25 protein-coding genes and 1 pseudogene are annotated in these 24916 nt (G+C 69.6%); 15 read left to right on the top strand and 11 right to left on the bottom strand.

Annotated features, from left to right (window positions below):
• The first annotated feature begins 166 nt into the window (after nucleotides 1–166).
• Nucleotides 167–808 carry an FABP family protein gene (locus E1288_RS06415; protein WP_132482189.1) on the top strand — a complete coding sequence of 214 codons (642 nt, stop codon included), beginning with the start codon at nucleotides 167–169 and terminating at the stop codon, nucleotides 806–808.
• 80 nt (nucleotides 809–888) lie between these two features.
• Nucleotides 889–1401, top strand: coding sequence for a DinB family protein (locus tag E1288_RS06410; protein ID WP_132482187.1), 513 nt, complete (start codon nucleotides 889–891; stop codon nucleotides 1399–1401).
• 177 nt (nucleotides 1402–1578) lie between these two features.
• On the opposite strand, the gene E1288_RS06405 is transcribed toward E1288_RS06410, so the two are convergent.
• Nucleotides 1579–2427, bottom strand: a complete 849-nt coding sequence (locus E1288_RS06405) for an aminodeoxychorismate lyase (protein WP_132482185.1) — start codon at nucleotides 2425–2427, stop codon at nucleotides 1579–1581.
• A 154-nt stretch (nucleotides 2428–2581) separates the two neighbouring features.
• Here E1288_RS06405 and E1288_RS06400 point away from each other — a divergent pair, with 154 nt between their 5' ends.
• The 4 genes from E1288_RS06400 to E1288_RS06385 all read left to right on the top strand — a co-directional run bounded on the left by E1288_RS06400 (nucleotide 2582) and on the right by E1288_RS06385 (nucleotide 5822).
• Complete coding sequence (locus E1288_RS06400) at nucleotides 2582–3022, top strand: Fur family transcriptional regulator (protein WP_132482183.1); 441 nt, start codon at nucleotides 2582–2584, stop codon at nucleotides 3020–3022.
• Nucleotides 3019–4161 carry a CAF17-like 4Fe-4S cluster assembly/insertion protein YgfZ gene (gene ygfZ / locus E1288_RS06395; protein WP_165968005.1) on the top strand — a complete coding sequence of 381 codons (1143 nt, stop codon included), beginning with the start codon at nucleotides 3019–3021 and terminating at the stop codon, nucleotides 4159–4161. Before E1288_RS06400 ends, ygfZ begins: the two co-directional genes overlap by 4 nt.
• A 127-nt stretch (nucleotides 4162–4288) precedes the next feature.
• Nucleotides 4289–4849, top strand: coding sequence for an RsiG family protein (locus tag E1288_RS06390; protein ID WP_132482181.1), 561 nt, complete (start codon nucleotides 4289–4291; stop codon nucleotides 4847–4849).
• A 163-nt stretch (nucleotides 4850–5012) separates the two neighbouring features.
• On the top strand, nucleotides 5013–5822 hold the full coding sequence (locus E1288_RS06385; protein ID WP_132482179.1) for a methyltransferase domain-containing protein: 810 nt from the start codon (nucleotides 5013–5015) through the stop codon (nucleotides 5820–5822).
• Between the two features lie 95 nt (nucleotides 5823–5917).
• On the opposite strand, the gene E1288_RS06380 is transcribed toward E1288_RS06385, so the two are convergent.
• Entirely contained in the window at nucleotides 5918–6805 is an 888-nt protein-coding gene (locus E1288_RS06380; protein ID WP_408013032.1) for a hypothetical protein, read from the bottom strand.
• A gap of 237 nt (nucleotides 6806–7042) precedes the next feature.
• Between E1288_RS06380 and E1288_RS06375 the strand changes: the two genes are divergently transcribed.
• Nucleotides 7043–7231, top strand: coding sequence for a DUF3073 domain-containing protein (locus tag E1288_RS06375; RefSeq protein WP_093264158.1), 189 nt, complete (start codon nucleotides 7043–7045; stop codon nucleotides 7229–7231).
• Nucleotides 7232–7762: 531 nt separating this feature from the next.
• Here E1288_RS06375 and purM read toward each other — a convergent pair.
• The 6 genes from purM to E1288_RS06345 all read right to left on the bottom strand — a co-directional run bounded on the left by purM (nucleotide 7763) and on the right by E1288_RS06345 (nucleotide 14331).
• The gene (gene purM / locus E1288_RS06370; protein ID WP_132482175.1) at nucleotides 7763–8875 is read right to left on the bottom strand and encodes a phosphoribosylformylglycinamidine cyclo-ligase; all 1113 of its coding nucleotides are present in this window, start codon (nucleotides 8873–8875) and stop codon (nucleotides 7763–7765) included.
• Nucleotides 8876–8982: 107 nt separating this feature from the next.
• Nucleotides 8983–10569, bottom strand: coding sequence for an amidophosphoribosyltransferase (gene purF, locus E1288_RS06365; RefSeq protein WP_408013030.1), 1587 nt, complete (start codon nucleotides 10567–10569; stop codon nucleotides 8983–8985).
• Between the two features lie 131 nt (nucleotides 10570–10700).
• Nucleotides 10701–11090, bottom strand: coding sequence for a sterol carrier family protein (locus E1288_RS06360; RefSeq protein ID WP_132482173.1), 390 nt, complete (start codon nucleotides 11088–11090; stop codon nucleotides 10701–10703).
• A 302-nt stretch (nucleotides 11091–11392) separates the two neighbouring features.
• The gene (locus E1288_RS06355; protein ID WP_132482171.1) at nucleotides 11393–12193 is read right to left on the bottom strand and encodes a helix-turn-helix domain-containing protein; all 801 of its coding nucleotides are present in this window, start codon (nucleotides 12191–12193) and stop codon (nucleotides 11393–11395) included.
• 303 nt (nucleotides 12194–12496) lie between these two features.
• Complete coding sequence (locus E1288_RS06350) at nucleotides 12497–13669, bottom strand: S8 family peptidase (protein WP_132482169.1); 1173 nt, start codon at nucleotides 13667–13669, stop codon at nucleotides 12497–12499.
• A 239-nt stretch (nucleotides 13670–13908) separates the two neighbouring features.
• A complete protein-coding gene (locus E1288_RS06345) occupies nucleotides 13909–14331 on the bottom strand; it encodes a PRC-barrel domain-containing protein (protein WP_132482167.1) in 423 nt (140 codons plus the stop codon).
• 173 nt (nucleotides 14332–14504) lie between these two features.
• Between E1288_RS06345 and E1288_RS06340 the strand changes: the two genes are divergently transcribed.
• The 3 genes and pseudogenes from E1288_RS06340 to E1288_RS48630 all read left to right on the top strand — a co-directional run bounded on the left by E1288_RS06340 (nucleotide 14505) and on the right by E1288_RS48630 (nucleotide 17002).
• Nucleotides 14505–15086 (top strand): type VII secretion system-associated protein, encoded by a 582-nt coding sequence (locus tag E1288_RS06340; RefSeq protein WP_132482165.1) that lies wholly within the window; start codon nucleotides 14505–14507, stop codon nucleotides 15084–15086.
• Between the two features lie 24 nt (nucleotides 15087–15110).
• Nucleotides 15111–15476: pseudogene (locus tag E1288_RS48635) on the top strand (trehalase-like domain-containing protein); the annotation flags it as partial.
• A gap of 320 nt (nucleotides 15477–15796) precedes the next feature.
• The gene (locus E1288_RS48630; RefSeq protein ID WP_235883380.1) at nucleotides 15797–17002 is read left to right on the top strand and encodes a glycoside hydrolase family 15 protein; all 1206 of its coding nucleotides are present in this window, start codon (nucleotides 15797–15799) and stop codon (nucleotides 17000–17002) included.
• Nucleotides 17003–17166: 164 nt separating this feature from the next.
• Here E1288_RS48630 and E1288_RS06330 read toward each other — a convergent pair whose 3' ends face one another.
• The gene (locus E1288_RS06330) at nucleotides 17167–19089 is read right to left on the bottom strand and encodes a putative bifunctional diguanylate cyclase/phosphodiesterase (protein WP_235883377.1); all 1923 of its coding nucleotides are present in this window, start codon (nucleotides 19087–19089) and stop codon (nucleotides 17167–17169) included.
• Nucleotides 19090–19880: 791 nt separating this feature from the next.
• On the opposite strand from E1288_RS06330, the gene E1288_RS06325 reads away from it, so the two are divergent.
• The 3 genes from E1288_RS06325 to E1288_RS06315 all read left to right on the top strand — a co-directional run bounded on the left by E1288_RS06325 (nucleotide 19881) and on the right by E1288_RS06315 (nucleotide 23059).
• Nucleotides 19881–20618, top strand: a complete 738-nt coding sequence (locus tag E1288_RS06325; protein WP_397527780.1) for a lysozyme — start codon at nucleotides 19881–19883, stop codon at nucleotides 20616–20618.
• A gap of 199 nt (nucleotides 20619–20817) precedes the next feature.
• Nucleotides 20818–21981, top strand: coding sequence for a pentapeptide repeat-containing protein (locus tag E1288_RS06320; RefSeq protein ID WP_132482163.1), 1164 nt, complete (start codon nucleotides 20818–20820; stop codon nucleotides 21979–21981).
• Complete coding sequence (locus tag E1288_RS06315) at nucleotides 21974–23059, top strand: pentapeptide repeat-containing protein (protein WP_132482161.1); 1086 nt, start codon at nucleotides 21974–21976, stop codon at nucleotides 23057–23059. Before E1288_RS06320 ends, E1288_RS06315 begins: the two co-directional genes overlap by 8 nt.
• 97 nt (nucleotides 23060–23156) lie before the next feature.
• Here E1288_RS06315 and E1288_RS06310 read toward each other — a convergent pair whose 3' ends face one another.
• Both E1288_RS06310 and E1288_RS06305 read right to left on the bottom strand, forming a co-directional pair.
• Nucleotides 23157–23375 carry a hypothetical protein gene (locus E1288_RS06310; protein ID WP_132482159.1) on the bottom strand — a complete coding sequence of 73 codons (219 nt, stop codon included), beginning with the start codon at nucleotides 23373–23375 and terminating at the stop codon, nucleotides 23157–23159.
• A gap of 82 nt (nucleotides 23376–23457) precedes the next feature.
• Entirely contained in the window at nucleotides 23458–23691 is a 234-nt protein-coding gene (locus E1288_RS06305; protein ID WP_132482157.1) for a hypothetical protein, read from the bottom strand.
• Nucleotides 23692–23805: 114 nt separating this feature from the next.
• On the opposite strand from E1288_RS06305, the gene E1288_RS06300 reads away from it, so the two are divergent.
• Entirely contained in the window at nucleotides 23806–24642 is an 837-nt protein-coding gene (locus E1288_RS06300; protein ID WP_132482155.1) for a helix-turn-helix domain-containing protein, read from the top strand.
• Nucleotides 24642–24887 carry a DUF397 domain-containing protein gene (locus E1288_RS06295; protein ID WP_132482154.1) on the top strand — a complete coding sequence of 82 codons (246 nt, stop codon included), beginning with the start codon at nucleotides 24642–24644 and terminating at the stop codon, nucleotides 24885–24887. The genes E1288_RS06300 and E1288_RS06295 overlap by 1 nt, the downstream gene beginning before the upstream one ends.
• Nucleotides 24888–24916 lie beyond the last annotated feature (29 nt).

The following is a 24916-nucleotide window of genomic DNA, read 5'->3' as shown; positions in this document are numbered from 1 at the left end:
CGGGCGCCGCGGTGGTTATCCTTTGCGCGTGGAACTTATCGACTTCCTGCACTACGGTCTCGTCACCCTCGTCGGGCTCGCCGCGCTGGCCACCATCTGGTTCGCCTGCTACGTGGTGTACCGCCTGCACAGCGACTGATCCGGGGCTCCCGGTAATCTCGACGCGATGACTGCTACGCCGAACGAACCACAGCGCGGCAGCGGCGACGCCGCGGTCGCCGCGGCCGAGGAGCGCGCCAAGCTGACCCGGGACCGCAACGTCCCGGAGTACGACGACCTGCCCGGCGTCGGCGACACCGCCAACCTGCGGATGGGTCCGTCGCTGAACGACGCCTGCCTCGCACTGCTGCCGCTGGTCGGCGTGTGGCGCGGCGAGGGCGAGGCGTCACACCCGTCGCTCGACGAGTCGTACTGGTTCGTCCAGCAGGTGACCATCGCGCACGACGGCCGCCCGTTCCTGACCTACGAGAGCCGCGCGTGGCGGCTCGACGGCGAGGGCGGCAAGGTCGTCGCGCCCGCGTTCCGCGAGGTGGGCTTCTTGCGCCCCCAGGCGGACGACACCATCGAGCTGATGATCCTGCACGAGACCGGCGTCGCCGAGATGTTCTTCGGCAAGCCGCAGGGCCAGACCACCTGGCACTTCGGCACCGACGCGGTCCTGCGCACTCCGACCAGCGAAGACGTCACGGCGGCCACCCGGCTCTACGGCGTCGTCGAAGGCTCGCTGGCCTACGTCGAGGAGCGGGCCACCTCGGAGCACGAGCTGCAGCCGCGCCTGTCGGCGAAGCTCGACCGCATCGTCGGCTGACGCTCCCGCTCGGCCGTTCCTTGTCAGACCCCCGGGCTACGTTCTGGTCAGCTGACCGACGAACCCGAGGCAGGCAGAGCATGACCAGCACCCTCACCGGCGAGCGCGCCGACATCCTGGAACTCCTGCGGGCGCACCGCGGCTTCCTGCGGCACACGGTGCAGAACCTCACCGACGAACAGGCCCGCCTGCGGCCGACCAAGAGCGAGTTGTGCCTCGGCGGGCTGATCAAGCACGTGACCGAGGTCGAGCGGAGCTGGGCCGACTTCATCCGCAACGGCCGCAAGTTCGACGCCTACGACGAGGCGGCGTTCGCCGAGCAGGCGGCGACCTTCCACCCGACCGACGAGGAAACGCTGGAATCGCTGCTGGCGGAGTACGCGGAGGTGGCGGAGCGGACCGACGAGATCGTCGCGACCCTGCCGGACCTGGACCTCTCCCACCAGCTGCCGGACGCCCCCTGGCAGGAGGAGAAGGGCCAGCGCTGGACGGTGCGCCGGGCGCTCCTGCACATCGCGGCGGAGACCGCCCAGCACGCGGGCCACGCCGACATCATCCGCGAGACCATCGACGGCCAGAAGACCATGGGCTGACCTAGTTGGACCGCAAGTTCCATTGAAATCGAAGGTCCAATTTCAATGGAACTTGCGGGAGTCATCCACAACCTTCGGCGTGTCGCGGACCGACACGCCCTCCAGCCGCAATTTCCATTGAAATCGAAGGTCTGATTTCCATGGAAATTGCGGCCGGTCGGCCACCGGTGCCGGTGATCAGTAGTTGGACTCGTAGAGGCGGTTGATCTCGGCGTGCAGGTCGGCATCGGTCTTGACCGCGGTGCCGTCGATGGTGTGCACCTGGGTCACCAGCCGGACGCTCGACGCCAGCCACACGCCGTCGCTTTCGAACAGCGCCGAGGCCGGGAACTTCGCCACCTCGGTCTTCCAGCCCGCCTTCTCCGCGGCGCGGAACAGCGCGCCCTGGGTGGTTCCCTTGAGGATGCCCGAGCTGGGCGGCGTGGTCAGCAGCGTGCGGCCCTGTGCGAGCACGACCGTCGAGGTCGGCCCCTCCAGCACCGAACCGTCGGTGGCGGTGAAGATCACCTCGTCCGCGCCGCGCGACTCGGCCTCCCGCATCGCGGCCATGTTCACCGCGTACGACAGGGTCTTCGCGGACAGCAGCAGCCAGGGCGCGCGGTCCATCAGGTCCGGCGCGTAGCCCCGCTCCAGCGTCACCGCCGCGACGCCCTCGGCGCGCTTGCGCAGCGTGTCGGGGCCGATCTGCATGCCCATCGCGAAGCCGTTGGGTGTGCCGTCGCCGCCGTCGACGCCGCGGGTGCACACGAGCTTCAGCGCCATCTGCGGGTCGGTGTCCCACGGCCAGTTGTCGATGACCGCCTGCACGACGCGCTCCCACGCGGCGCGCTCGGGCAGCCGCATCTGCATCAGGCCGGCGGAGCGCTCCAGCCGGTCGAGGTGTGGCCCGAGTTCCCTCGGCTTCCGGTCCGCGACCAGGATCGTCTCGAAGATGCCGTCGCCGCGCATCACGCCGAGGTCGTCGGCGCGGAACAGCGGCGCCTCCGGATCAACGAGGGTCCCGTCCAAAAGTGCCAGTACGCGCATGCCGGAAGCCTAGAACCTCCATGCCGACGACAACGGCCGCCCCGCGCCACGCGGCCGGCAACATCACCCGCCCCGCTCAACGAGCCGATCCGAGCATTCCGGCACGGAGTTACGATCGAAGGAACTACAAGCGCGCCGAGCACAGGAGCGGGCATTGAGCGACCAGGGATCGCTGCGCAGCACCTTGCACCAACGCGGCATGCGGATGACACCGCAGCGCCAGCTGGTGCTGGACGCGGTGCGCGAGCTCGGGCACGCGACGCCGGAGCAGGTCTGCCGGCGCGTGCAGGGCACCGCATCGACGGTCAACATCACGACGATCTACCGCGCCCTGGACCTGCTCGAGGAGCTGGGCCTGGTGCGGCACACGCACCTGGGGCACGGCGCGCCGACCTACTCCGTCGAGGAGCACGAGCACGTCCACCTGGCGTGCCACCGCTGCGGGACCATCGACGAGGTCTCGACGGAGCTGCTGGACGACCTGTGCCGCGACCTGCTCGCGCGGTTCGGGTTCGCCCTGGACGCCACCCACCTGGCCCTGTCCGGCACATGCCGGAACTGCCGCAACGCCGACGCCGCCGAGGAGCGCAGATGAGCTCACCCCTGTTGGACCTGCCGGGTGCGGTGCCCGCGCCGGACGATGCGGTGGACGCCGGTGTGCCCTGGCACTTCGGCGACCCGTTCGCCGAGCAGCGGTCGGCGACCCGCTCCGCGGTGCTGGTGGACCGCTCGCACCGGCAGGTCATCGCGGTGCCCGGCGAGGAACGGCTGAGCTGGCTGCACCTGGTGCTCTCGCAGCACCTGACGGAACTGCCGGACGGGCAGGGCACCGAGGCGCTGGTGCTGGACAGCCAGGGCCGTGTCGACTGCCACGTGCTCGTCGCGCACCTCGACGAGGTCGTCTACCTGGACGCCGATGCGGGGGCCCAGGCCACCAGCGCGTTACCGACGATGGGCGTGGACGGCAGGCAGTCGCTGCTGGAGTACCTCGACGCCATGCGCTTCTGGTCCAAAGTGGAGCCTCGGGACGCCACCGAGGAGTTCGCGGTGCTGACCGCCGTCGGCCCGGACGCGGGCGGCATCCTCGCCCAGTTCGCGCCGGTGCCGTCGAAGCCGTACGAGGTGAAACCCCTGCCCGGCGGCGGTTTCAGCCGGTACGTGCCGTTCCGCGCGCTGCCCACCATCGACCTCGTGGTGCCGCGCGCATCGCTGGTGGAGTGGTGGACGAAGCTGACCGACGCCGGCATCCGGCCCTCCGGCACGCTCGCCTTCGAGGCCCTGCGGGTGGAGGCGCTGCGGCCGCGGGTCGGGCTGGACACCGACGAGCGCGCGATCCCGCACGAGCTCGGCTGGGTGCACGTGGCGGCGCACGTGGCCAAGGGTTGCTACCGCGGTCAGGAAACCGTCGCCAAGGTGCACAACGTCGGCAAGCCGCCGCGGCGGATGGTGCTGCTGCACCTGGACGGCTCGGCGGAGATCCTGCCGGAGACCGGTGATCCGGTGTGGCTCGGCGAGCGCAAGGTCGGCCGGGTGGGCAGCGTGGTGCAGCACCACGAGCTCGGGCCGGTGGCGCTGGCGCTGCTCAAGCGGTCGGCGCCGGTGGACGGCGAGCTGGTCGCCGGCGATCCGGAACAGGATCGCGCGGTGGCGGCCGCGGTGGATCCGGACTCGGTGCCGCCGGACACCGGCGAGCCGCCGGGACGGATCGCGGCCCAGGGGCTGCGCGGCCGGTAGTTGACGAGGCGGGTATGCCTGGAGGCGCCACCCCTCGCGTGATCCAACGCGGCGGGGGAGCACCGTTGTTGCAACAACATCACCCGAACTGTTGGCGAACTGCACAGAATTGCCGGAGGATGGCCACGTGATCGAAGTCCGCCCGGGTGGACGGCGCCGAATCGACAGGGTCCTGGCCCCGGACTACACCAGCGAAATCGAACAGCGCACGCTCGGCGAGGTGCGCGCGTTGCGGGACGAGGCGGCGCAGGAGGAAACGGATCTCTCCTACCTGCGCCGGGTTCTGCATGCGCGGATCGACATCGTGCGCGCCGAGCAGCGGCGGCGCCGCGAGGGCGGATCCGCCTCGGTCGTCGAGCAGCTGGTGAACATCCTGTCGGACAACGCCGTCGGGCCGGCGGCCGGTTCCGGCCGCTACCAGACGACCGAGCCGTCGCGGGCCGAGGCGCACCGCAGGCACGTCGAGGCGCTGATCTCCGATGTCGACCTCTCGGACGTGATGTCGCTGTCGGAGGCCAAGCTCGACCAGGCCCTCGGCGCCTACACCGCGGAGGAGGACTCGGTGTCCCAGCGCCGCCGGGAGGTGCAGGGCGTGGTGGACCGGTTGAACGCGGAGATCGCCCGCCGCTACCGCGAGGGCGCGGCATCCGTGGACGACCGGCTCGCGGAGGAACGCGACCGGCCCTGACCGCCGAACGGCGTCCTAAGTAGACGCTCGGAACGCAGCTCGTGAGCGTTCGATCCGGTTCTTACCGGATCGAACGCTCACGAGTTTTTTTCTTCCCAACTGGGATTTCCCTGGAGTACGCTCACATATTGGTACTGATCTCCCATATGTTGAGATGGATGTCATGAGTGCGCAGCCGGACACCTACACCCACGGACACCACGAGAGCGTGCTGCGGTCGCACCGCTGGCGGACCGCCGAGAACTCCGCCGCCTACCTGATCCCGCACCTGCGGCCGGGCACCCGCGTGCTCGACATCGGCTGCGGGCCGGGCACCATCACGCTGGACTTCGCCGCCCTGGTCGGCCCCGGCGAGGTGCTGGGCATCGACAACGTCGACGAGCCGCTGGAGATCGCCCGCGCCGGAGCCGCCGAACGCGGCCTGGACAACATCGCCTTCGCCAACGCCGACGTCTACCGCCTGCCCTACGCCGACGACTCCTTCGACGTCGTGCACGCCCACCAGGTGCTGCAGCACCTGACCGATCCGCCCGCCGCCCTTCGGGAAATGCGGCGCGTGTGCAAGCCGGGCGGCGTCGTGGCGGCCCGCGACGCGGACTACGGCGGCATGCGCTGGTCGCCGGACAACCCGGGCCTGGACCGCTGGCTGGAGCTGTACCGGCAGGTGGCGCAGAGCAACCAGGCCTTCCCCGACGGCGGCCGGTACCTCAAGGCTTGGGCGCTGGAGGCGGGCTTCGAGGACATCACATGCACGGCTTCGGCGTGGTGCTTCGCAGCGCCCGAAGAGCGCTCCTGGTGGGGCAACCTGTGGGCGGACCGCATCCGCCGGTCGTCCTTCGCCGAACAGGCCCTCACCCACGGCCTGACGACGCGCGAGGAGCTGGAGGAACTGGCGGCGGCCTGGCACGCCTGGATCGCCGCCGAAGACGGCTGGTTCGCCGTCCTGAACGGCGAGATCACCTGCCGCCCCTGACCTTCGTCCGTGAGCGTTTTGGCTTGCTGTAGCGCCCCGAAACGCTCACGGACCCGCTAGCGCCGCCGCGAGGGAGGCGCGTGGTGCGTTCGTCGTCAGTTGTGGCGTTCGCGGGCCGCGAATTCCGCCCAGAAGTCCCGCAGGGTCTCGTAGTGGGTCGCGACGTCTTCGGCGTCGTCGGCTTCCATCGCGTCGACGATCGCGTGCACGTCCTCCGCCGACGTGTCCGCGTCCAGGTCGCTGGACGTCATCAGCTGCACCAGGCCGCCGTAGTCCAGCTCCACCGCCGAGTGCGGGTGGAAGCGCTCCAGCCAGCGGCCGGTCTCCCGCAGGATCCGCGTCGGCCCTTCCTCGCCGATGGACTTCCGGCCGATCGAGTGCGCCCGGGCGACCCGGCGCCGCGCGTCGGCCATCGCCGCCCGCCAGCACACCCGGCGCCGGCCCGGCTCGGTGAACACGCAGCGCTCCGCCGGATCGATCAGCACGAACCACGGCAGCGGGACGGTCCAGGTGGACGACAGCACGTGCACCCCGCCGCCCGCGAGCTCGCTGACCACCGCGGTGGCGCGCACCTTGGCCTTCTCCGCGGGCACCTGCAGCGCCGCGGTCCGCAGCGGGACCTCCGCATCGCCCAGGAAGCCGACCAGCGCCGCGGCGGACCGCCCGCGCAGGTCCAGCGGGCAGACCAGCGGGCCCGGCCCCACCGTGGCCGACGGCGCGCTCGGCACGTCCGCCGGATCGAGCACCAGCACGTCGCCGACGCCCGCGACCGCGCCGTCGGCGGTTTCGCCGGGCAGCAGCCGGGGCGGCGAGGCGAGCTGGCTGCGCAGCCAGACATCCTGCTCCCGCACTCCGGCGTCGAACGGGTCGACCGGCCCCTGCTCCACGGCCGCCTCGAGCTCCTCGCGCAGCGGCGAGTCGAAGGCCGACAGGGGCTCGTACACCCTCAGGTAGGCGACGAACGGCTCTGGCACAGCCAGCATCGTGTCATGCGTCCCGGGACCGCCTGCGGCTGGCTCTCCGGGCAGCGAAAACAGGTGCGGGAAGGGCCCTCGGAGGGGGAGAGTTGGACGTCACCCAAGACACGGGCACTCAGTCATGGCACCACGTCGCGTTGAACCGCCTCGACACGGTACGGTAGTTACAGGAAAAGTTGTCGAGATCATGCGGGGCCGACATTCCCCTGTCCGCCCCGCAACCCTGTGCGAGGGGGTCGAGCCATGGGGCGCGGCCGGGCTAAGGCCAAGCAGACGAAGGTGGCCCGCGAGCTGAAGTACAGTTCCCCGTCCATGGACATAGAGGCGTTGCAGCGCGAGCTGTCCGTCTCGGAGTCCGGCGAGTGGTCCCGTGAGGACCGCGATGACTCGCGCGACGATGGGTACGACGACTACGACTACGACCGACGTTGAAGCACTTCTCCACGGGGACAGCGGTTGAACGCTGTTCGCTCGATGGCGAGGTATGTCGGAGTCGTTCGTCTGACCCGATGTCAAGGAGCGGGTGGGGTTGACGAGTTCGCAAGTCCCACATAGGAGGAGCACCGCGAGTGGCGTTGCCGGGTTCACCGGCGACGCCACTCACGTCTGTGTGCTGCCGTCCGAAAAGGCCTGAGCGAGAAGGCGAACGCGCGCGCGGAAGTCCGGCGGGCAAGACGAAGCCGACGCGCGCGGGCCGCCTCTCGGCGGGTGACACTGCTGGGCTCCAGCCGAACGGTATTCCCAGCAGGCGATAGTTGGAGCCCGGGGGCACACGCGCACGCCGGCAATCGGTTCAACGACCGAAACCCCATCAGGATTCCCGGCCGCGATCACATGTTTCGGGCGCGGCCCGGGACAGAACCCGAACCGCGCCCGGCGTCAGCTAGATCTTTGAAGCGGCGTAGCCGCTTAGCTCACCTACGCAGCTTGCACCGCGCAAGACGAGCCTGGAAACAGGCTTTCTCAGAAGCGCGGGTGGTTGCCGCGGAGGATCACTCGGTCTTCTTCGGTGGTGCCTTCGACGGCGGGCTGCTTGGCGATCTCGCCGAGGACCCAGGCTGGCACGTGGCGGGCCGTGAGCACCGCGAGGGCGCGGTCCACGTCTTCGGCCGTCACCACCGCGACCATGCCGATGCCCATGTTGAAGGTGCGTTCCATCTCGTCGGCCTCGACCCGGCCGCGCTGGGCGATCAGCCGGAACACCGGGTCCGGCGTCCAGCTGCCCCGGTCCAGCACCGCGGTCAGGCCCGACGGGATCACCCGCGCCAGGTTCTGCGCCAGCCCGCCGCCGGTGACGTGCGCGAACGTCCGCACGCCCGCCTCCGCCGCCAGCGCCATGCAGTCCTTGGCGTAGATCCGGGTCGGTTCCAGCAGCTCCTCGCCGAGGGTCCGGCCGAACTCCTCGACGTGGCCCTCCAGCGGCATCCGGGCGATGTCCAGCAGCACGTGCCGGGCCAGCGAGAAGCCGTTGGAGTGCAGGCCCGACGAGCCCATCGCGATCACCACGTCGCCCGGGCGGACCTTGTCCGGGCCGAGCATCGCGTCCGCCTCGACCACGCCGACGCCGGTGGCCGAGATGTCGTACTCGCCGGGCGCCATCATGCCGGGGTGCTCGGCGGTCTCCCCGCCCAGCAGCGCGCAGCCGGCCTGCACGCAGCCCTCCGAGATGCCCTTGACGAGGTCGGCGATGCGGTCCGGCACGACCTTGCCGACCGCGATGTAGTCCTGCAGGAACAGCGGCTCGGCGCCGCACACCACCAGGTCGTCCACCACCATCGCGACCAGGTCGATACCGACCGTGTCGTGCACGTCCATGGCCTGCGCGACGGCCAGCTTGGTGCCCACGCCGTCCGTGGAGGAGGCCAGCACCGGCTCCTTCCAGCGGTCGAGCTTGAGCTGGAACAGCCCGGCGAAGCCGCCGAGCGAGCCGATCACCTCCGGCCGGGTCGCGCGCTTCGCCCACGGGCGCATCTTCTCGACCGCCTCGTCACCGGCCTCGATGCTCACGCCCGCGGCGGCGTAGGTGGCTTTCGGACTACCGGTCTGGGCAGACCCTGCGAGCAGGTCTTCGGACACGACTGGCTCCACATCTTGGTGCGAGTTTCGGTTCGCCGGACGCGCATGTGTAGCACGGACAACGCTACGCGCCGATGGCGAACCCGGGTGCGGGAACGGTGCGATTCTCAGGGCCGCTGCAGCGCGTCGGCCGCGCCGTAGCTGCTCGGCAGCACCGGTTCGGCCGGCCCTGCGACACCGCGTTCGGCCTGGCTGAGGCCCTCCAGCAGGTACTTGCCGATCCGGGCGTCCTCCGGCAGCGGGATCGGGTATTCCCCGTCGAAGCAGGCCGCGCACAGCCGGGTGCGGGGCTGTTCGGTGGCGGCGACGAGCCCGTCCAGCGAGACGTGGCCGAGGCTGTCCGCGCCGATGGAGCGGCGCACCCCGTCCATGTCCAGGCCGTTGGCGACTAGTTCGGCGCGGGAGGCGAAGTCGATGCCGTAGAAGCACGGCCACTTCACCGGCGGCGAAGCGATCCGGACGTGCACCTCGATCGCGCCGGCCTCGCGGAGCATCCGGACCAGGGCGCGCTGGGTGTTGCCGCGGACGATCGAGTCGTCCACCACAACCAGCCGCTTGCCGCGGATCACCTCGCGCAGCGGGTTCAGCTTGAGCCGGATGCCGAGCTGGCGGATGGTCTGCGACGGCTGGATGAAGGTCCGGCCGACGTAGGAGTTCTTCACCAGGCCGTTGCCGTAGGGGATGCCGGAGGCCTGCGCGTAGCCGATCGCGGCGGGCGTGCCGGACTCGGGCACCGGGATCACGAGGTCGGCGTCGACCGGGTGCTCCTTGGCCAGCCGGCGGCCGATCTCGACGCGGGTGCCGTGCACCGAGCGGCCGGAGATCGTGGTGTCGGGGCGGGCCAGGTAGACGTACTCGAAGATGCAGCCCTTCGGCTTCGGGCTGGCGAAGTGCTGGGAGCGCAGCCCGTCCCCGTCGATGGCGAGCAGTTCGCCGGGCTCGACCTCGCGGACGAACGACGCGCCGACGATGTCCAGCGCGGCCGTCTCGCTGGCCACCACCCAGCCGCGTTCCAGCCGGCCGAGCACCAGCGGGCGGACGCCCTGCGGGTCGCGCGCCGCGTAGAGCGTCTGCTCGTCGCAGAAGACCATCGAGAACGCGCCGCGGACCGTCGGGAACAGCTCCATCGCGGCCTGTTCGAGACCCTTGTCCACGGCGAGCGCGGCCAGCAGGCCGGTCACCAGGTCGGAGTCGCTGGTGGCCCGCTCGCAGCCGTTGGCCGGCGAGGACGTGTTGGCCGTGGTGTCGACGCCCTCGGCGACGACCCGTTCCAGCAGCTCGGCGGTGTTGACCAGGTTCCCGTTGTGCCCCAGGGCCAGACCGTTGCCGGTGGCCGTGGTGCGGAAGGTCGGCTGGGCGTTCTCCCAGCTGCCGCCGCCGGTCGTCGAGTACCGGGCGTGCCCGACGGCGACGTGGCCGCGCAGCGACGCCAGGGTCTGTTCGGTGAAGACCTGACTGACCAGGCCGAGATCCTTGTAGACGAGCACCTGCGAGCCGTCGCCGACGGCGATGCCGGCGGCTTCCTGCCCGCGGTGCTGGAGGGCGAAGATCCCGTAGAAGCTGAGCTTGGCTACTTCTTCGCCGGGTGCCCAGACGCCGAAGACGCCGCATTCCTCGCGGGGGATGTCGCGCTCGAGGCTGGAGAGGTCCGTTGGGGTACTTGCGTTTGCCGGTTCGGGCCGGTCGGTGACCACCGAGAACTCCCTGAAGGACGAAGCCGGAGTTACACCTCAGTGTAAACAGGTGGCAACCGGCCCAACTCCGCCCCGATGCGTGTCCGCCATCTCATCCTCGGACCGGCCGTTGACGCGACGTGCAGGTTCGGTCACGGCTCGTCGATCCGGACCAGCGGAAGCCACTGCGAGACGTCCGAGCGGGAACCGGAGGCGGTGAGCGCCCCGCGCTCCAGGGCGGCGGCCCAGTCGAGCCGCCCGGTCGCCAGCAGCAGCCAGGTGCGCGGGTCGGTCTCGACGACGTTCGGCGGCGTGCCACGGGTGTGCCGCGGGCCGGTGACGCACTGCACGGCCGCGAACGGCGGCACCCGGACCTCGACGCTGTTGCCGGGCGCGACCTGCTCCAACGTCCGCAGGCTCAACCGGACGGCGGCGGCGAGCTCGGCGCGCGCCGGCTGCGCCGCCACGCCGTCCAGCCAAGACCGAACGGCCAGCACGGCATCGCGCATTTCCCCGGGATCAACGGCACGGCGACTGGGCATGCCCAAAGCCTACGAACGCACCCGATACCCAAACCCCCGACTCCAGGCCCGGGACCCCACGCACCCCGACTCCCGACTCCAGGCCCGGGACTCCAGGCGCCAGGCACCCGACTCCGGGCCTCGGACTCCGGACTCCCGGCACCGGGCACGGGCCTCCTCGGGACCGGGGACACGCAATTTCAATGGAAATCGAAGGTCCGATTTCCATTGAAATTGCGGAAGTTGTCCACAGGCGTCGGCGTGTCGGGGTGCGACACGCCGATGATCCGCAGTTTCAATTGAAACTGCGGATCACCCCGGGCTCAGAGCCAGCCGAGCTTGACCGCTTGCATGCCCGCCTGGAAGCGGGTTTCCACGCCCAGCCTCGAGATCAGCTCCCGCACCCGGCGATGCGCCGTGCGCGCGCTGAAGCCCATCAGCCTGCCGATCGTGTCGTCCGTGGCGCCGGAGGCGAGCAGCGACAGGATCCACCGCTCCTCCTCCGTCGGCTGGAGCTCGTGCCCCGACAGGTCCTGGTCCGCGGTGAACGGCGCCGCGAAGCGCCACAGGTCTTCGAAGATCCTGGCGATCGCCGCCAGCATCGCCGAGCTGCGCACCACCACGGCGCTCTCCACCGAGGTCTCGCTCACCGTCAGCGGCAGCAGCGCGATCTCGTTGTCCACCATGATCAGCTTGGTCGGCGCCACGTGGATCACCCGCGCCTGCTCGCCCATCGCGACCAGCTTGGTGGTGATGTCCAGCTGCGGCGGGCGCGCCAGCGCGGACCGGTCGTAGAGCACTTGGTACTGGACGCCCTCGGCGAGCTTGCGCGATTCCAGCGAGTCCAGCGGACCCGTCGTCACGTACGGCGGCTTCGCCACGCCCTGGACCAGCTGCGTCGCATTGCGCTGCAGCTCGTACGCGGCCCAGCCGACTCGCTTGGCCCCGTGCACGACCTGCAGCACGCCGCCGTTGCCCGACTGGGCCCGGGCGGCTCGCGTCACCGACGCGACCTGCGCCCGCACGGCCCGCTCGGTCAGCGGCTCGGTCGTGGCGGTGTCCCTGGCCGGCTCGTCCACCGCAGTCGGCGACTGCGTCAGCTCCTCGGTGTATCCGGGTAACACGGCACACCCCTCCTCGATGTGCCCCCAGCAGCACCGATTAGGCATCGGCACCGCGACGGACACTGAAACACCCCCGTGTTGGCAACGTATCCACCGGGAACGACCGCAGGAACCGACTTTCGCCGGATGCAGCGGATCGACCTTCGATTGACCCCTTTTGGCCGCATCCCAAGATCACCCGAATGGAGCAATCGACGCCAGGCGGCCACTCGGCTGGAAAGCTCCCCGTGCGGCTCGACGTCAAGCGCGGACGGGCCCTTCCTGGCGATCCAGGAAGGGCCCGCGTGTCGCACTGCTACCGGATCAGAGGTCGCCGATCTGCAGCAGGTCGGTGATGGTGCCGTCCGGGGCGCTCTGGATCACGCCCTTCGAGGCCTGGCCCTGCAGCCCGGTGATGACGTCCGCGGGCTTCGCGTCCGGGTTGGCCTGCAGGAACAGCGCGCCGACGCCGGCCACGTGCGGGCTGGCCATCGAGGTGCCGCTCATCGTCTCGGTGCCACCGCCGGGCACGGTCGACACGATGTCCACGCCGGGGGCGTAGCCCTCGACGCTGGCGCCGAAGTTGGTGAACGAGGCGGAGCCGTCGGCGTTGTCCGAGGCCGCGGTGGTGAACACACCCTCCGCGCTGGCCGGGGACACGTTCTCGGCGTCCTGACTTTCATTACCGGCCGCCACCGCGAGGAAGACACCGCTGTTGACCAGGTTGGTCGCGGCCTCGTCCAGCGCCGGGTCCTTCGGGCCGCCCAGCGACATGTTCGCCACCGACGGGCCGGAGTGGTTCTGCGCGACCCAGTCGATGCCGGACACGACCTGCTCGGTGGTGCCGCTGCCCTGGTCGTCGAGCACCCGGACACCGACGAGCTTGGTGCCCTTGGCGACGCCGTAGGTGTCGCTGCCGATGGTGCCGGCGACGTGGGTGCCGTGGCCGTGCTTGTCGGAGCCGTCGCCACCGGTGGCGTCGAAGCCGATCTCGGCGCGCCCGCCGAAGTCGGGGTGCGACGGGTCGATGCCGGTGTCGATGATGTAGGCGGTGACGCCCTCACCGGTGCCCTTGGGGGCGTAGCTGTCGTCCAGCGGGAGCGCCGGCTGGTCGAGCCGGTCCAGGCCCCACGAGCCGACGGCTTGCTTCTTCGCCGGCTCGACCTGGATGCGGTAGCTCTGCGAGATGTTCTCGACCTTGCCGCTGGCGCGGACGGCCTCGAGCGCCTCGGGGCTCAGCTTCGCCGAGAACCCGTTGATCGCGGTGTTGTAGACGACGCGCGGCTGAACGCCGAGCTCTTCGGCGACGCCCTGCGCCGCGATGCCGTCCTTGAGGTTGACGATGTAGACGTCCGACTCCGCGCCCTGCACCTGTGCCTGCGGGTGCAGCGCCAGAGGCGCCAACTCGATCTGCGGCTGCGCGCCTGCCGGTGCACCGGCGAACACGAGCGCCGCCGCGGCAACCCCTGCCCCGGTGCCGTAAAGCAGCTTCCTCATGTGTCCCCTCCTACGTTCATTCGCTCGGGTGGGGCCGAGCGAAAGGCGGTTCACGGCGGAACGTAACCAGGGAAAACACTCGTCCGGGTGATGTTGGCGATTTGTCGCCACACAATCGGGCGACGGGGTGAACGAATTCCCAGCTCTGGGCGGACTACCGGGAATGAGCAGGTAAAACCGCACCCGCCGGGATTTCCGACGGGTGCGGCGATTTGTTCCCTCAAGCCTGATTTGCGCGTTTACGTAGCGGCTACCCAGCGTCGCAGGCGGAGGCGAACGGCCTCGACGTACTCGGGTTCGACCTCGGAAATCTCGTCGATCGACTCGGCGCCGTCGGGGGCGACGCCGTAGGTCATGCCGTAGTAGAGGTACAGCGCGCGCTCCTGCTCCAGCGGGAGATCGCCCTGCAGCAGGCTGACCCGCGGCGCGCGCCGGACCGCGTCCTTGTCGACCGCAACGGTGAGCGTGTCGCCGTCGAAGGCCGCGCCCTCCAGCGGCGCGAAGCTCTCGTTCGTCCCGAAAAGTCCAGTTTGGACGGTTATCCAAGCGGGCTGCTCGGTGTCGTCGTCGATGAACAACTGGCCGACGATGCCGATCCGCTGGCCCTCCGGATCGAAGACCTCGCACCCGAACATCCGCAACGCTTCCCGCTGGCCGATCATCGCCGCCTCCTCCCCCTCGCCCTCCCAGGTCAGTCTGCGCCCGGAACGGTCGCGGCGGCACCTCGGAACGGCTGCATCTCCGACCGTCCACCGAGTACTCCGCCGGGGCTGGCACCCTCGGAGGCGAGCCCCGGCACTCCCGCCGGGACCCGAACAGACCTACGGAGCTCCCGATGTCCCAGCCCGCCGACCGTCCCGCCCCGCCGATCAGCGCCGAAATGCGGGAGCACGCCAAGCAGAACCCCAACAGCTGGCTGTACATCGCCGATCCCGGCTACGCCGCCGACGGCGAGGAGGTCCCGCCGGAGGGCATCGTGGGCGCCTACCGCATCGACGCCGACGGCGAGATCGACGAAGACTTCCAGTTCAACGACAAGTACCAGCCGTCCGAGATGACGGCGAACCAGCTGGAACCGGCCAACGAGCTGGAACACGTGCTGGTGCGGATCGCCGCCGGCCAGCTGCCGGAGTCCGAGCTGCCCGCGGCGGTGCTCGACGGCGAGGTGCTGCTCTACGCGCCGAGCGCGGACGACCCGATGCTCTACACGGCGGAGCTGTCCGACGGCAGCCAGCTGGTGCCGGCCTGCACCTCGGCCGCCCGGGTTCCCGCGGACTGGCCGGGATTCCGCCGGGTGCCCGGGTCCGCGCTGCCGGACCTGCTCGGCGGGCTCGACTTGGGCCTGAACATGCACGACGCGATCCAGGCCGTGATCCCGAACCGCGTCCTGACCGAGGCCGCCGAGAATCGCGGCTGAGAGCGGTGGCCAAAGCCGGGTGAGATGCCTAGCCTCGGCAGGGTGACGGGCGATCAAGGACCAGGGCTCATCGAGGACTACGCCCTGCTGTCCGACCTCCGCACGGCCGCGCTGGTCGGCAAGGACGGCTCGATCGACTGGCTCTGCCTGCCCCGCTTCGACGCGCCGTCGTGCTTCGCGCGCCTGCTCGGCGACGGGCGGGACGGCCACTGGCAGATCGCGCCGACCGCGCCGGTGCACGAGGTTCGCCGCCGGTACCGGGACAACACCCTGGTGCTGGAGACGGAATTTCACACCGACGGCGGCGCGATCCGGTTGATCGACAGCATGCCGCCGCACGAGAAGAACCAGCACGACCAGCCCTGCCTGGTGCGGATCGTCGAAGGCATCGACGGCGAGGTGGACATCAAGCTCCGCTGGGTGGTCCGCTTCGCCTACGGCGACGCGGTGCCCTGGGTGCGCCGGGTGCGCGAAACCGAGCCGGTGCTGGACGAATACATCCTCGCCGTCGCCGGCCCGCACACCGCGGTGCTGCGCGGCGACGTCCTGCCGCAGCGCGTCGATCACGAGCGGGCGCACGAGGTGGTGCTCACGGTGCGCGCCGGGGAGCGGCTGTCCTGGGTGATGCAGTGGTCGCCGGACGCGTGGGACCTGCCCGCGCCGATGGATCCGGAGCAGGAAACCCAGGACAGCGAGGACTTCTGGCGGGAGTGGACCGGGAAGATCGATTACGACGGGCCGCACTCGGCCGCGGTGTACCGGTCGCTGGCCACCCTCAAGGCGCTGACCTACGCGCCGACCGGCGGCGTCATCGCCGCGTCGACCAGCTCGCTGCCGGAAGCCTGCCGGGCAACCGGAACTGGGACTACCGCTACTGCTGGCTGCGCGACGCCACCTTCGTCCTGCTGGCGCTGGACAACTTCGGTTGCTCCGAGGAGGCCGCGGCGTGGCGCGACTGGCTGGTGCGCGCGGTCGCCGGCGATCCCGCGGACCTGCAGATCATGTACGGCGTCAACGGCGAGCGGCACGTGGTGGAGTGGGAGGCCGACTGGCTGCCCGGCTACCGCGGCACCGGGCCGGTGCGGATCGGCAACGCCGCCTTCCGGCAGACCCAGCTCGACGTCTACGGCGAGGTGCTGGACATGCTGCACCTGGCCCGCGAGCGCGGGCTGCCGGAGAACGAGGAGACCTGGGCGTTGCAGCGCGGCATGCTGCGGCACCTGGAGAAGATCTGGCAGCAGCCGGATCGCGGGCTGTGGGAGGTGCGCGGCCCGGACCGGCACTTCACGCATTCGCGGGTGATGGTCTGGGTGGCGTTCGACCGGGCCGTCCGCGCCGTGGAGGAGGACGGGCTGCCGGGGCCGGTGCAGCGGTGGCGGACGATCCGCGACACGGTGCGCGCGGAGGTCCTGGAGCGGGGCTGGAACCCGGAGGTCGGCGCGTTCACCCAGTACTACGGCGGGACGACGCTGGACGCGGCCACGCTGCTGATTCCGTCGGTCGGGTTCCTCCCCGGCGACGACGAGCGGGTGGTGCGCACCGTCGAAGCCGTGCAGCGCGAGCTGCAGCACGACGGGGTGCTGGTCGACCGGTACAGCACCGATGATCGGCGCAGCGAGGTCGACGGGTTGACCGGGCGGGAGGGCGCGTTCCTGGCCTGCTCGTTCTGGCTGGTCGACGCGCTGGCCTACTGCGGGCGGCGCGCGGAGGCGGAGCGGATGTTCGCCGAGCTGCTGGACCTCACCAACGACTTGGGCCTGTACGCGGAGGAGTACGACGGTGCGAACGGCCGGTTCACCGGGAACTTCCCGCAGGCGTTCAGCCACCTGGCGCTGGTGAACTCGGCGGCTATCCTCTTCGGCGGCATCACCCGGGACCGCAAGAGCCGCCGCAACGGCCCCGCCACGACCACCTGAGCCCCGTACCTCGTGCAGTTTCAATTGAAACTGCGGATCATCGGCGTGTCGACCACGACACGCCGGTGCTTGTGGACGACTTCCCGCAATTTCAATGGAAATCGAAGGTCCGATTTCCATTGAAGTTGCGGCAGAACCCGGGGTGGCGGGACTCGGGTGGGGTGTCAGTCGAGGTGGTCGGTGATGAACGTCGTTATCTCCGCTGGGGATCCCGGTCGGGCGAAGAGGTAGCCCTGGCCCGTTTCGCAGCCGATGTCCGCCATCCGGCGGGCTTGGGCCTGGGTTTCCACACCTTCGGCCGTGACCGTCAGCCCGAGCGCGTGCGCCAGGTCCACCAGCGTTCCGACGATCCGCGCGTCGACCGGGTCGGCCCGCTCCGCGTCCCGCAGGCCCTCCATGAACGAGCCCGCGATCTTCAACTCGTGCACCGGGAGGTGCCGCAGGTAGGCCAGGTTCGAGTACCCGGTGCCGAAGTCGTCGATGGCGATCCGCACGCCCATCCGGGACAGCGCGCGCAGCGCGTCCAGCGGCTCGTCGGCGGTGCCCATGATCGCGCTCTCGGTGAGCTCCAGCTGCAGCCGCGACGGTGCCAGCCCGGTCTCGGCCAGGATCTCCGCCACGTCGGACACCAGGTTCGGGTCCCGCGACTGCCGGACCGCCAGGTTGACGCTGACGAACGGCGCCGCCGCCCCGAATTCGTCCTGCCACTGCTTCGCCTGCCGGCAGGCCTGCCGCAGCACCCAGCGCCCGAGCGGCACGATCAGCCCGGTCTCCTCGGCCAGCCCGATGAACCGGTCCGGCCCCAGCCGTCCCAGCTCCGGGTGCGCCCAGCGGACCAACGCTTCGACGCCGACGACGTTGAAGTCCCGCAGCCCGATCAGCGGCTGGTAGTCCACGTAGAACTCGTCGCGCTCCAGCGCGGCGGGCATCTTCGCCGACAGGTGGAACTGCGCGACCTCGGTGGCGTTGCGGTCCGGGTCGAACAGCGCCCACCGGCCCTTGCCCTCGGACTTCGCCCAGTACAGCGTCACGTCGGCGTCGCGCATCAGCTCGGCCGCGGTCTGCCCGGCCACCGGCCGCTCGACGATGCCGATGCTGGCCGACACGGACAGCTCGTGGCCGCCGATGCGGATCGGCCGGACCAGCGCGTCGAGCACGGTGTCGGCGACCTCGACGGCCTGGTCGGTGCCGAACGAGTTCTGGATCACGATCACGAACTCGTCGCCGCCCATCCGCGCGACGAGCCGGTCATCGCCGTGCACCGCGGTGGCGAGCCGGTCGGCGACCGCCCGCAGCAGGTCGTCGCCGACGTGGTGGCCGAGGCTGTCGTTGATGACCTTGAACCCGTCGAGGTCCATGTAGCACAGCGCCACCCGTTCGTCGGGTTCGTGCTGCTCGAGGATCGTGGTGAGCCGCTCCAGGAACAACGCCCGGTTGGGCAGCCCGGTCAGCGGATCGTGCATCGCCTGGTGACGCAGGCGTTCCTGCAGCATCCGCCGATCGGTGACGTCCTCGATCAGCGCGACCTGGTACAGCGGGAGGCCGTCCTCGCCGCGGACCAGGGAGACGATCAGCTCGGTCCACACGGTGCCGCCGTCGGGGCGGACGAACCGCTTCTCCACCCGGAACTGGTCGCGTTCGCCGCGGACCAGTTCCTCGTACAGCCGCCAGGTGCTGTCGGGATCGTCCGGGTGCATCATGTCCTGCACCAACATCCGGCGGAGTTCCTCGCCGGGCCGGCCCATGATCCGCACGAGCGAGTCGTTCACCTCGAGGATCCGGCCGTTCATGTCGCCGATCCCGATGCCGATCGCGGCCTCGGCGAAGATCGCGCGGAACCTGGCTTCGCTGGTGCGCAGCGCCTGTTCGACGGCATCGCGCGCGTCCAGCACGGCCTGCCGGATGGCCTCCTGCTCGTCCAGCGTCCGCTTGCGCGCGGCCTGCACGAAGCCGGCGCACAGCGCGCCCTGCAGAGCGGCGACGCGTTCGCGCCAGACCGGGCCGTCGTCCAGGTGAAGGACGTCGAGGATCTCGTCGCCGATGAGGTCGATCGTGCGGCCTAACGACTCCGCGCTGGTGAAGTGCACGGCGACCAGGTCGACGCCGACCGACCGCGCGGGGGGACGGGTCGAAAGGCTCGCCGAGCAGCACGTCGACCAGCCGGTCGGTGTAGCCGTACAAGCGGCCTTCGACCTCCGCGCTGGTCATCGGTACGTAACTGGTGCCCATCATGGCCTGCGCCCAAACGGCGGCAAAGCGTCGTCGATCGGCTCGGTTCACCTCGGCGACCACCTCGTGAGCGCTGGGCACCGGCGCTGTCCAGCCAGTCATGCCTGGGGCGCCCTCCACTCGTCCTACTCGCCTGGGCCGTTCGTTCGGAGCATACGACCGGACCGGTCCGGCGGTCGAACATCAGGTACGGCACCCGGGGTAGGCGCTCACCTCATTCGAGCAGGCCATACAGGGGGCCTCACCCGACGGACGACTACCGTCCGCAACCAGTCGATCACCGAAGCGCGGCTGCCGTGATACATCTGATGTTTTCGACGCACAGCCCCGCCGAGAGGTTGTGCGCGGCCCGGAACTCAGCCCCGGAGACCGCTCGGTTCACTCGCGGTGTCCGGATTGAGCCATTCTGGTTAAAAACTAACACAAGATCTACATCTTTGGAAAACCATTCGCCACACTTTCGGGGCAGGACGCGTGGTCCCCCGACGACGCACCGCAACTACACCCCCGAGAGGTATCGATGAACCTTCCGAGTGGACGTGGTCGCCGATTACCACTGGTCTCCCTAATATCGGTTGCCTGCGCAGGCGTTCTTCTCCTGTGCTCGCCCGCGCAAGCCAGCACACCCCTTCCGGGAAGGGAAAGCGCGATGAGCACGCAGGTGACCGGCGAACCACCGAGCGGAACCGAGACCGACACCCCGATGGGCTCGCAGATCCGCAAGCACGAGGGCGGCGGCGATGATCCGCTGCTCACCCCCGTCGTCGATCCGCTGGCCACGGTTGCCGGCATGGACGTCAGCGGCCACCAGGGCAACGTGGACTGGAACTCCTGGTGGGGCCAGGGCATGCGGTTCGCCTACGTGAAGGCGACCGAGGGCACCGGCTACAAGAACCCGTACTTCGCCCAGCAGTACAACGGTTCCTACAACGTGGGCATGATCCGCGGCGCGTACCACTTCGCGCTGCCGGACCGCTCCAGCGGCGCCGCGCAGGCCAACTACTTCGTGGACAACGGCGGCGGCTGGTCCAAGGACGGCAAGACGCTGCCGGGCGCGCTGGACATGGAGTACAACCCGTACGGCTCCACCTGCTACGGCAAGACCAAGAGCGGGATGACGGCCTGGATCAAGGACTTCAGCGACACCTACCACGCCCGCACCGGGCGCTGGCCGGTCATCTACACCAGCACGAGCTGGTGGAACCAGTGCGTGGACGGCGACTTCAGCTCGACGAACCCGCTGTGGGTCGCCCGCTACGCGAGCACCGTCGGCCAGCTCCCCTACAAGTGGGGCATCTGGACGATCTGGCAGTACACGTCGTCGCCACTGGACAAGAACACGTTCAACGGCGCTTACGACCGCCTCCAAGCGCTGGCCAACGGCTGACGCCATCACCCGCGCGGTGCCGGCGAGCCCGGCACCGCGTCGTGCGGTTCGGGACGGGTGGCGGTTTCGCGCGAAACCGTCGTTCGTCACGCGTGCCGGTGGCGGTTTCGCGCGAAACCGCCGCTTCTGAAACCCAGGCGAGGCACTGATTCCGCGCAATCTCCGAGTGTTGCGCTCCGCGCAGGGCAGAATCCCTCGCATGGGTGAGCGCAAGATCGGGTTGGTCGCGACCATCGCCGTCGCCGTCGTGGTGTTCGCCGGCGCCAGCGTCGCATTGCTGATCTTCGACCCGCGGACCACCGGCGCCGATGCCCTGCGAACCGGCGGGTTGGCGGCCGGATCGGTGGTCGCGCTCTACGCCCTGTGGCTCAACGACCGGCGCCGACGCGTCGAGGAGAAGCGGCAGGAGCTCGACAGCCAGCGGCAGGAGCTGGATCGGCAGCGTTACGCGCTCGAACAGCAGCGGCAGGCCCTGGAGGACCGGCGGACCGACCAGGATCGGGACCGCGCCGCCGATGAGCGCTTCGCGCGGTCGGTCGAGCTGCTCGGCAACGACGCCGACCAGGTGCGGGTCGGCGCCATGCACGCCCTCGCCGGGCTCGCCCGCAGCAACCCCGGCTACACCCAGACCGTGCTCGACGTGCTCTGCTCCTACCTGCGGCGACCGTTCGAGCATCCGAAGTGGACACCGGCCTCGGAATTGCCGGCGGATCCTGGCGAATGGCCGGAGGCCGGCCCCGAGCTGGAGGGCGAGCGGTACGTCCGGCAGACGGCGCAGCGCCTGATCCAGGACCTGTTGCCCAGCACCGCCGACCCGGATCCGAAGATCTACGAGCTCGACCTGACCAGGGCTTGGCTGGAGCGGTTCAACCTGTCCGACCGGGTCGTGGGCCGCATCGCCGCCTACCGGTGCCGGTTCCGGTACACGACGAACCTCAGCCGCGCCGTCTTCCACGGCCCGGTGCACCTCCGCGACGGCGTCTTCGTGGGGCGGATCAGGGCGGAGGAGACCAGGTTCCGGCATAAGCTGGAACTGCGCGGGATCGTCGCGCACGAGCCGGTCGGTTTCGACCGCGCCGAGTTCCACGGCACGGTGGAAATGCAGGAAGTCCGCTGCTCCGCGCATGTTTCTTTCGAGCGCGCGTCCTTCCACACCACGCTCGACCTCCGGCGCACGCACTTCGACGGCGGCGTCGACCTCCGCATGCGCGAGCCGTTGCCCAGCGTCTCGCTGTACCACACCGAGGTCGACACCTCGGTTCACGCGCAAGTGCCGGATGACTGGTTGCTCGTACCCCAGACGGATACGAATCGCGCTCACCTCTGGGTCCATGAGGTCAGGCAGAATCCCTCACGTGGGTGAGCGCAAGATCGGATTAGTCGCGACGATCGCCGTTGCTGTCGTGGTGTTGGTCGGCGTCAGCATCGGTTTGCTGGCCTTCGATCCCAGGACAACCGGCGCCGACGCGCTGCGGACCGGCGGGCTCGCGGCCGGTTCCGTCGTCGCGCTGTACGCGCTCTGGCTCAACGACCGGCGGCGGCGCGTCGAGGAAGAGCGGCACAAGCTCGAGAACCGCCGGGCCGACCTCGACCGCGACCGGGTCGCCGACGAGCGCTTCGCCCGCGCCGTGGAACTCCTCGGGCACGACGCCGACCAAGTTCGGGTCGGCGCGCTGCACGCCCTCGCCGGGCTCGCGCGGAGCAATCCCGACTACACCCAGACCGTGCTCGACGTGCTCTGCTCCTATCTGCGGCGACCGTTCTGGCACCACCGCCACACCGATGACGCCCCGGCGTCCGCCGGAACCCCCTTGAACACCGACGACGACGGGCCGGTGCAGTGGTCCCGGGACGCGAAGGACGGGGCCGAGCGGAAGCTGCAGGTGCGGCTGACCGCGCAGCGGCTCATCGCCGACCTGCTCCCGGCCGCCGGTGACGAGGCCGCTCCGGCCTACGACCTCGACCTCACCAACGCCTCGCTGGAGTACTTCGACCTGAGCGACCGGAAGGTCGGCACGTTGATCCTGCGGTACGGGATGTTGTTCAGCGACAACAACTTCAGCCGGTGCGAGTACCACGGGGATGTGTGGTTCACCGGCACGGCGGTCGGCGCCGGGCGGTTGTACGGGCGGTTCCGCTGCGACGACGCGGTCTTCCACCAGCGCGCCTGGTTCCCCGGGGTCGAGTTCAACGGCCGGTCGAGCTTCCGGCGGACCCGCTTCCACGGCCGGACGAGGTTCGCCGACAGCCGGTTCGCCGACTCGGTGGCGATGGAACGCGCCGAATTCCACGGCCCGGCCGACTTCCGCTCGGTCCGCTTCGAGCACGACGCCGATCTGAGCGGCACGACGTTCCACGACGAGGCCCAGCACACCGACATCACGACCAGCCCGGACCGCGAGGTCGTCCTCCCCGACGGCTGGAAGGCCGTGCGCGCGTAGCGCGAGAAGGGGTGGCCGGGCGCCGGGTCGGGGGCGGGGCGCCCGGCCACCATGCGGCCCGGCGAGGGGAGGGGGTTCGCCGGACCTGGTCTCGGGGTCAGATGCGCAGGCGCGCAAGGGTTTCGGCGTCCAGGAAGTGCCGCCCGGTGGACTCCGCTTCCCGTTGTCGCTCGGCCTCGACCTCTTCGATCAGCTGCCACACGTTCAACGCGCCATCGCCCGCGCCGGCGTGCTGCGCGCGCGGAGCGCGGACCAGCAACATGCTCGCGATCAGCACGTTCACCAGAACCAGAGTGCTCACCTGAAGCCAGAACATGGTTACTCCCTACCGTTGAAGTTGACGTTTCCGCTGCTCAGGTCTCGTGCGCACTTTGGATCGCCATAGCGCTCCAAAACACTCACGAACCCGGGGCCCACCGGCCGCTGACGCGCCGCCAGCAGTCCATGCAGGTGTCCTCGTTGATCCACTCCAGCTCCCGAGGCAGCCGCTGCACCTGCCACGCTTCGACCTCCACGCCGCAGAAGGAGGTCACCGCCGCATACGGCTCCGCCCGCTTCGCGGCCACGCCGAACGCATGCCGCCCAACCCCCACCGGCCGCCAAAACCAGTCCACACCAGCACTTTCGAACATCCCCGCCTCCTAGTTTGTTCTGAGACAAAGCTATGTCACCAGGTCTAGAAATAGTCCCAGGGACAAGCTGGGTTGACCACATCGAGTGATCACTGCACGACATAGGGTGAAGACATGGCGAACACCGCGAAAGCTCGCGTACTCGGCGCGGAACTTCGAGACCTCCGCAAGCAAGCTGGCCTCACCGTGCGCGGACTAGAAGAGCGCCTCAACTTCTCGCGTTCAACGATCAGCCGGATCGAGTGCGGTGAAAAGGTGCCGAGCGCCGAGGACCTCGGCGCCATGCTCGCCATCTATAAAGTCACGGGCACACGCCGAGACGAGCTGGTCGAGGCCGCCAAGGAAGCGGACCAACCGAACTGGACCGAGGTCGGCCCTACCGGGATCCCGCGTCAGCTCTCCGCGTTGCTGGAGTTCGAACGCGAAGCCACGCGTATCAGCGACCTTTCTTTGATCAGGGTGCCAGGCCTCTTGCAGACCGCGGATTACGCACGGGCCGTGTTTCGTGGAGGCGGGGTTTCGCCCGAGCGAATCGAGATGCTCGTCGCGATCAGGATGGGGCGGCGGGAAGTGCTGACACGGGCTTCGCCAGTCAAATTCGTTGCCCTCATTGACGAAGCCGTGCTCCGACGGCCGGTCGGCGGCAAGGAAGTCATGGCAGACCAGCTCAGGCACATCCTGAAGACCGCCGAGCTCGACACCGTCACGGTTCAAGTCCTGCCGTTTGAGCTGGGTGCCCACATTGGACAAGACGGGTCGCACATCTTGTTGGAGTTCGCGAAGGCCGACCCGATCGTTCATCTGGAGCATCGCCGCTCGGGACAGTTCCTAGACAAACCGGAAGACACGATCGATTTTCGCGACCTCACGGCTACGCTCCAAGCGGATGCGCTGGGAGCGGATCAGTCTGCGGCGTTGATCCGCTCCTACCTTGATGGTTTGGAGGCGTGATGACTGAAGAATTCATGCACTGGCGTAAGTCCAGCTACAGCGGTACGCAGTCCAGCTGTGTCGAGGTCGGCTGGCGAAAGTCCAGCTACAGCTGGCCGAACAACAACTGCGTCGAGATCGGCCTCGGGGTCGACGCCGTTGGGGTACGGGACACGAAGGATCGCGACGGTGGGCACTTAGCCGTGCCGGTGCCGAGCTGGCACCGGTTCATCGGCGCCGTCAAAGACGGTGCCTTCGACCGCTAGTGGATGCGCGAACGGCCCGTTCGCCTCGG

This window comes from Saccharopolyspora elongata (assembly GCF_004348985.1).
Taxonomy (GTDB): Bacteria; Actinomycetota; Actinomycetes; order Mycobacteriales; family Pseudonocardiaceae; genus Saccharopolyspora; species Saccharopolyspora elongata.
This window is presented reverse-complemented; position numbering and strand designations above follow the sequence as displayed.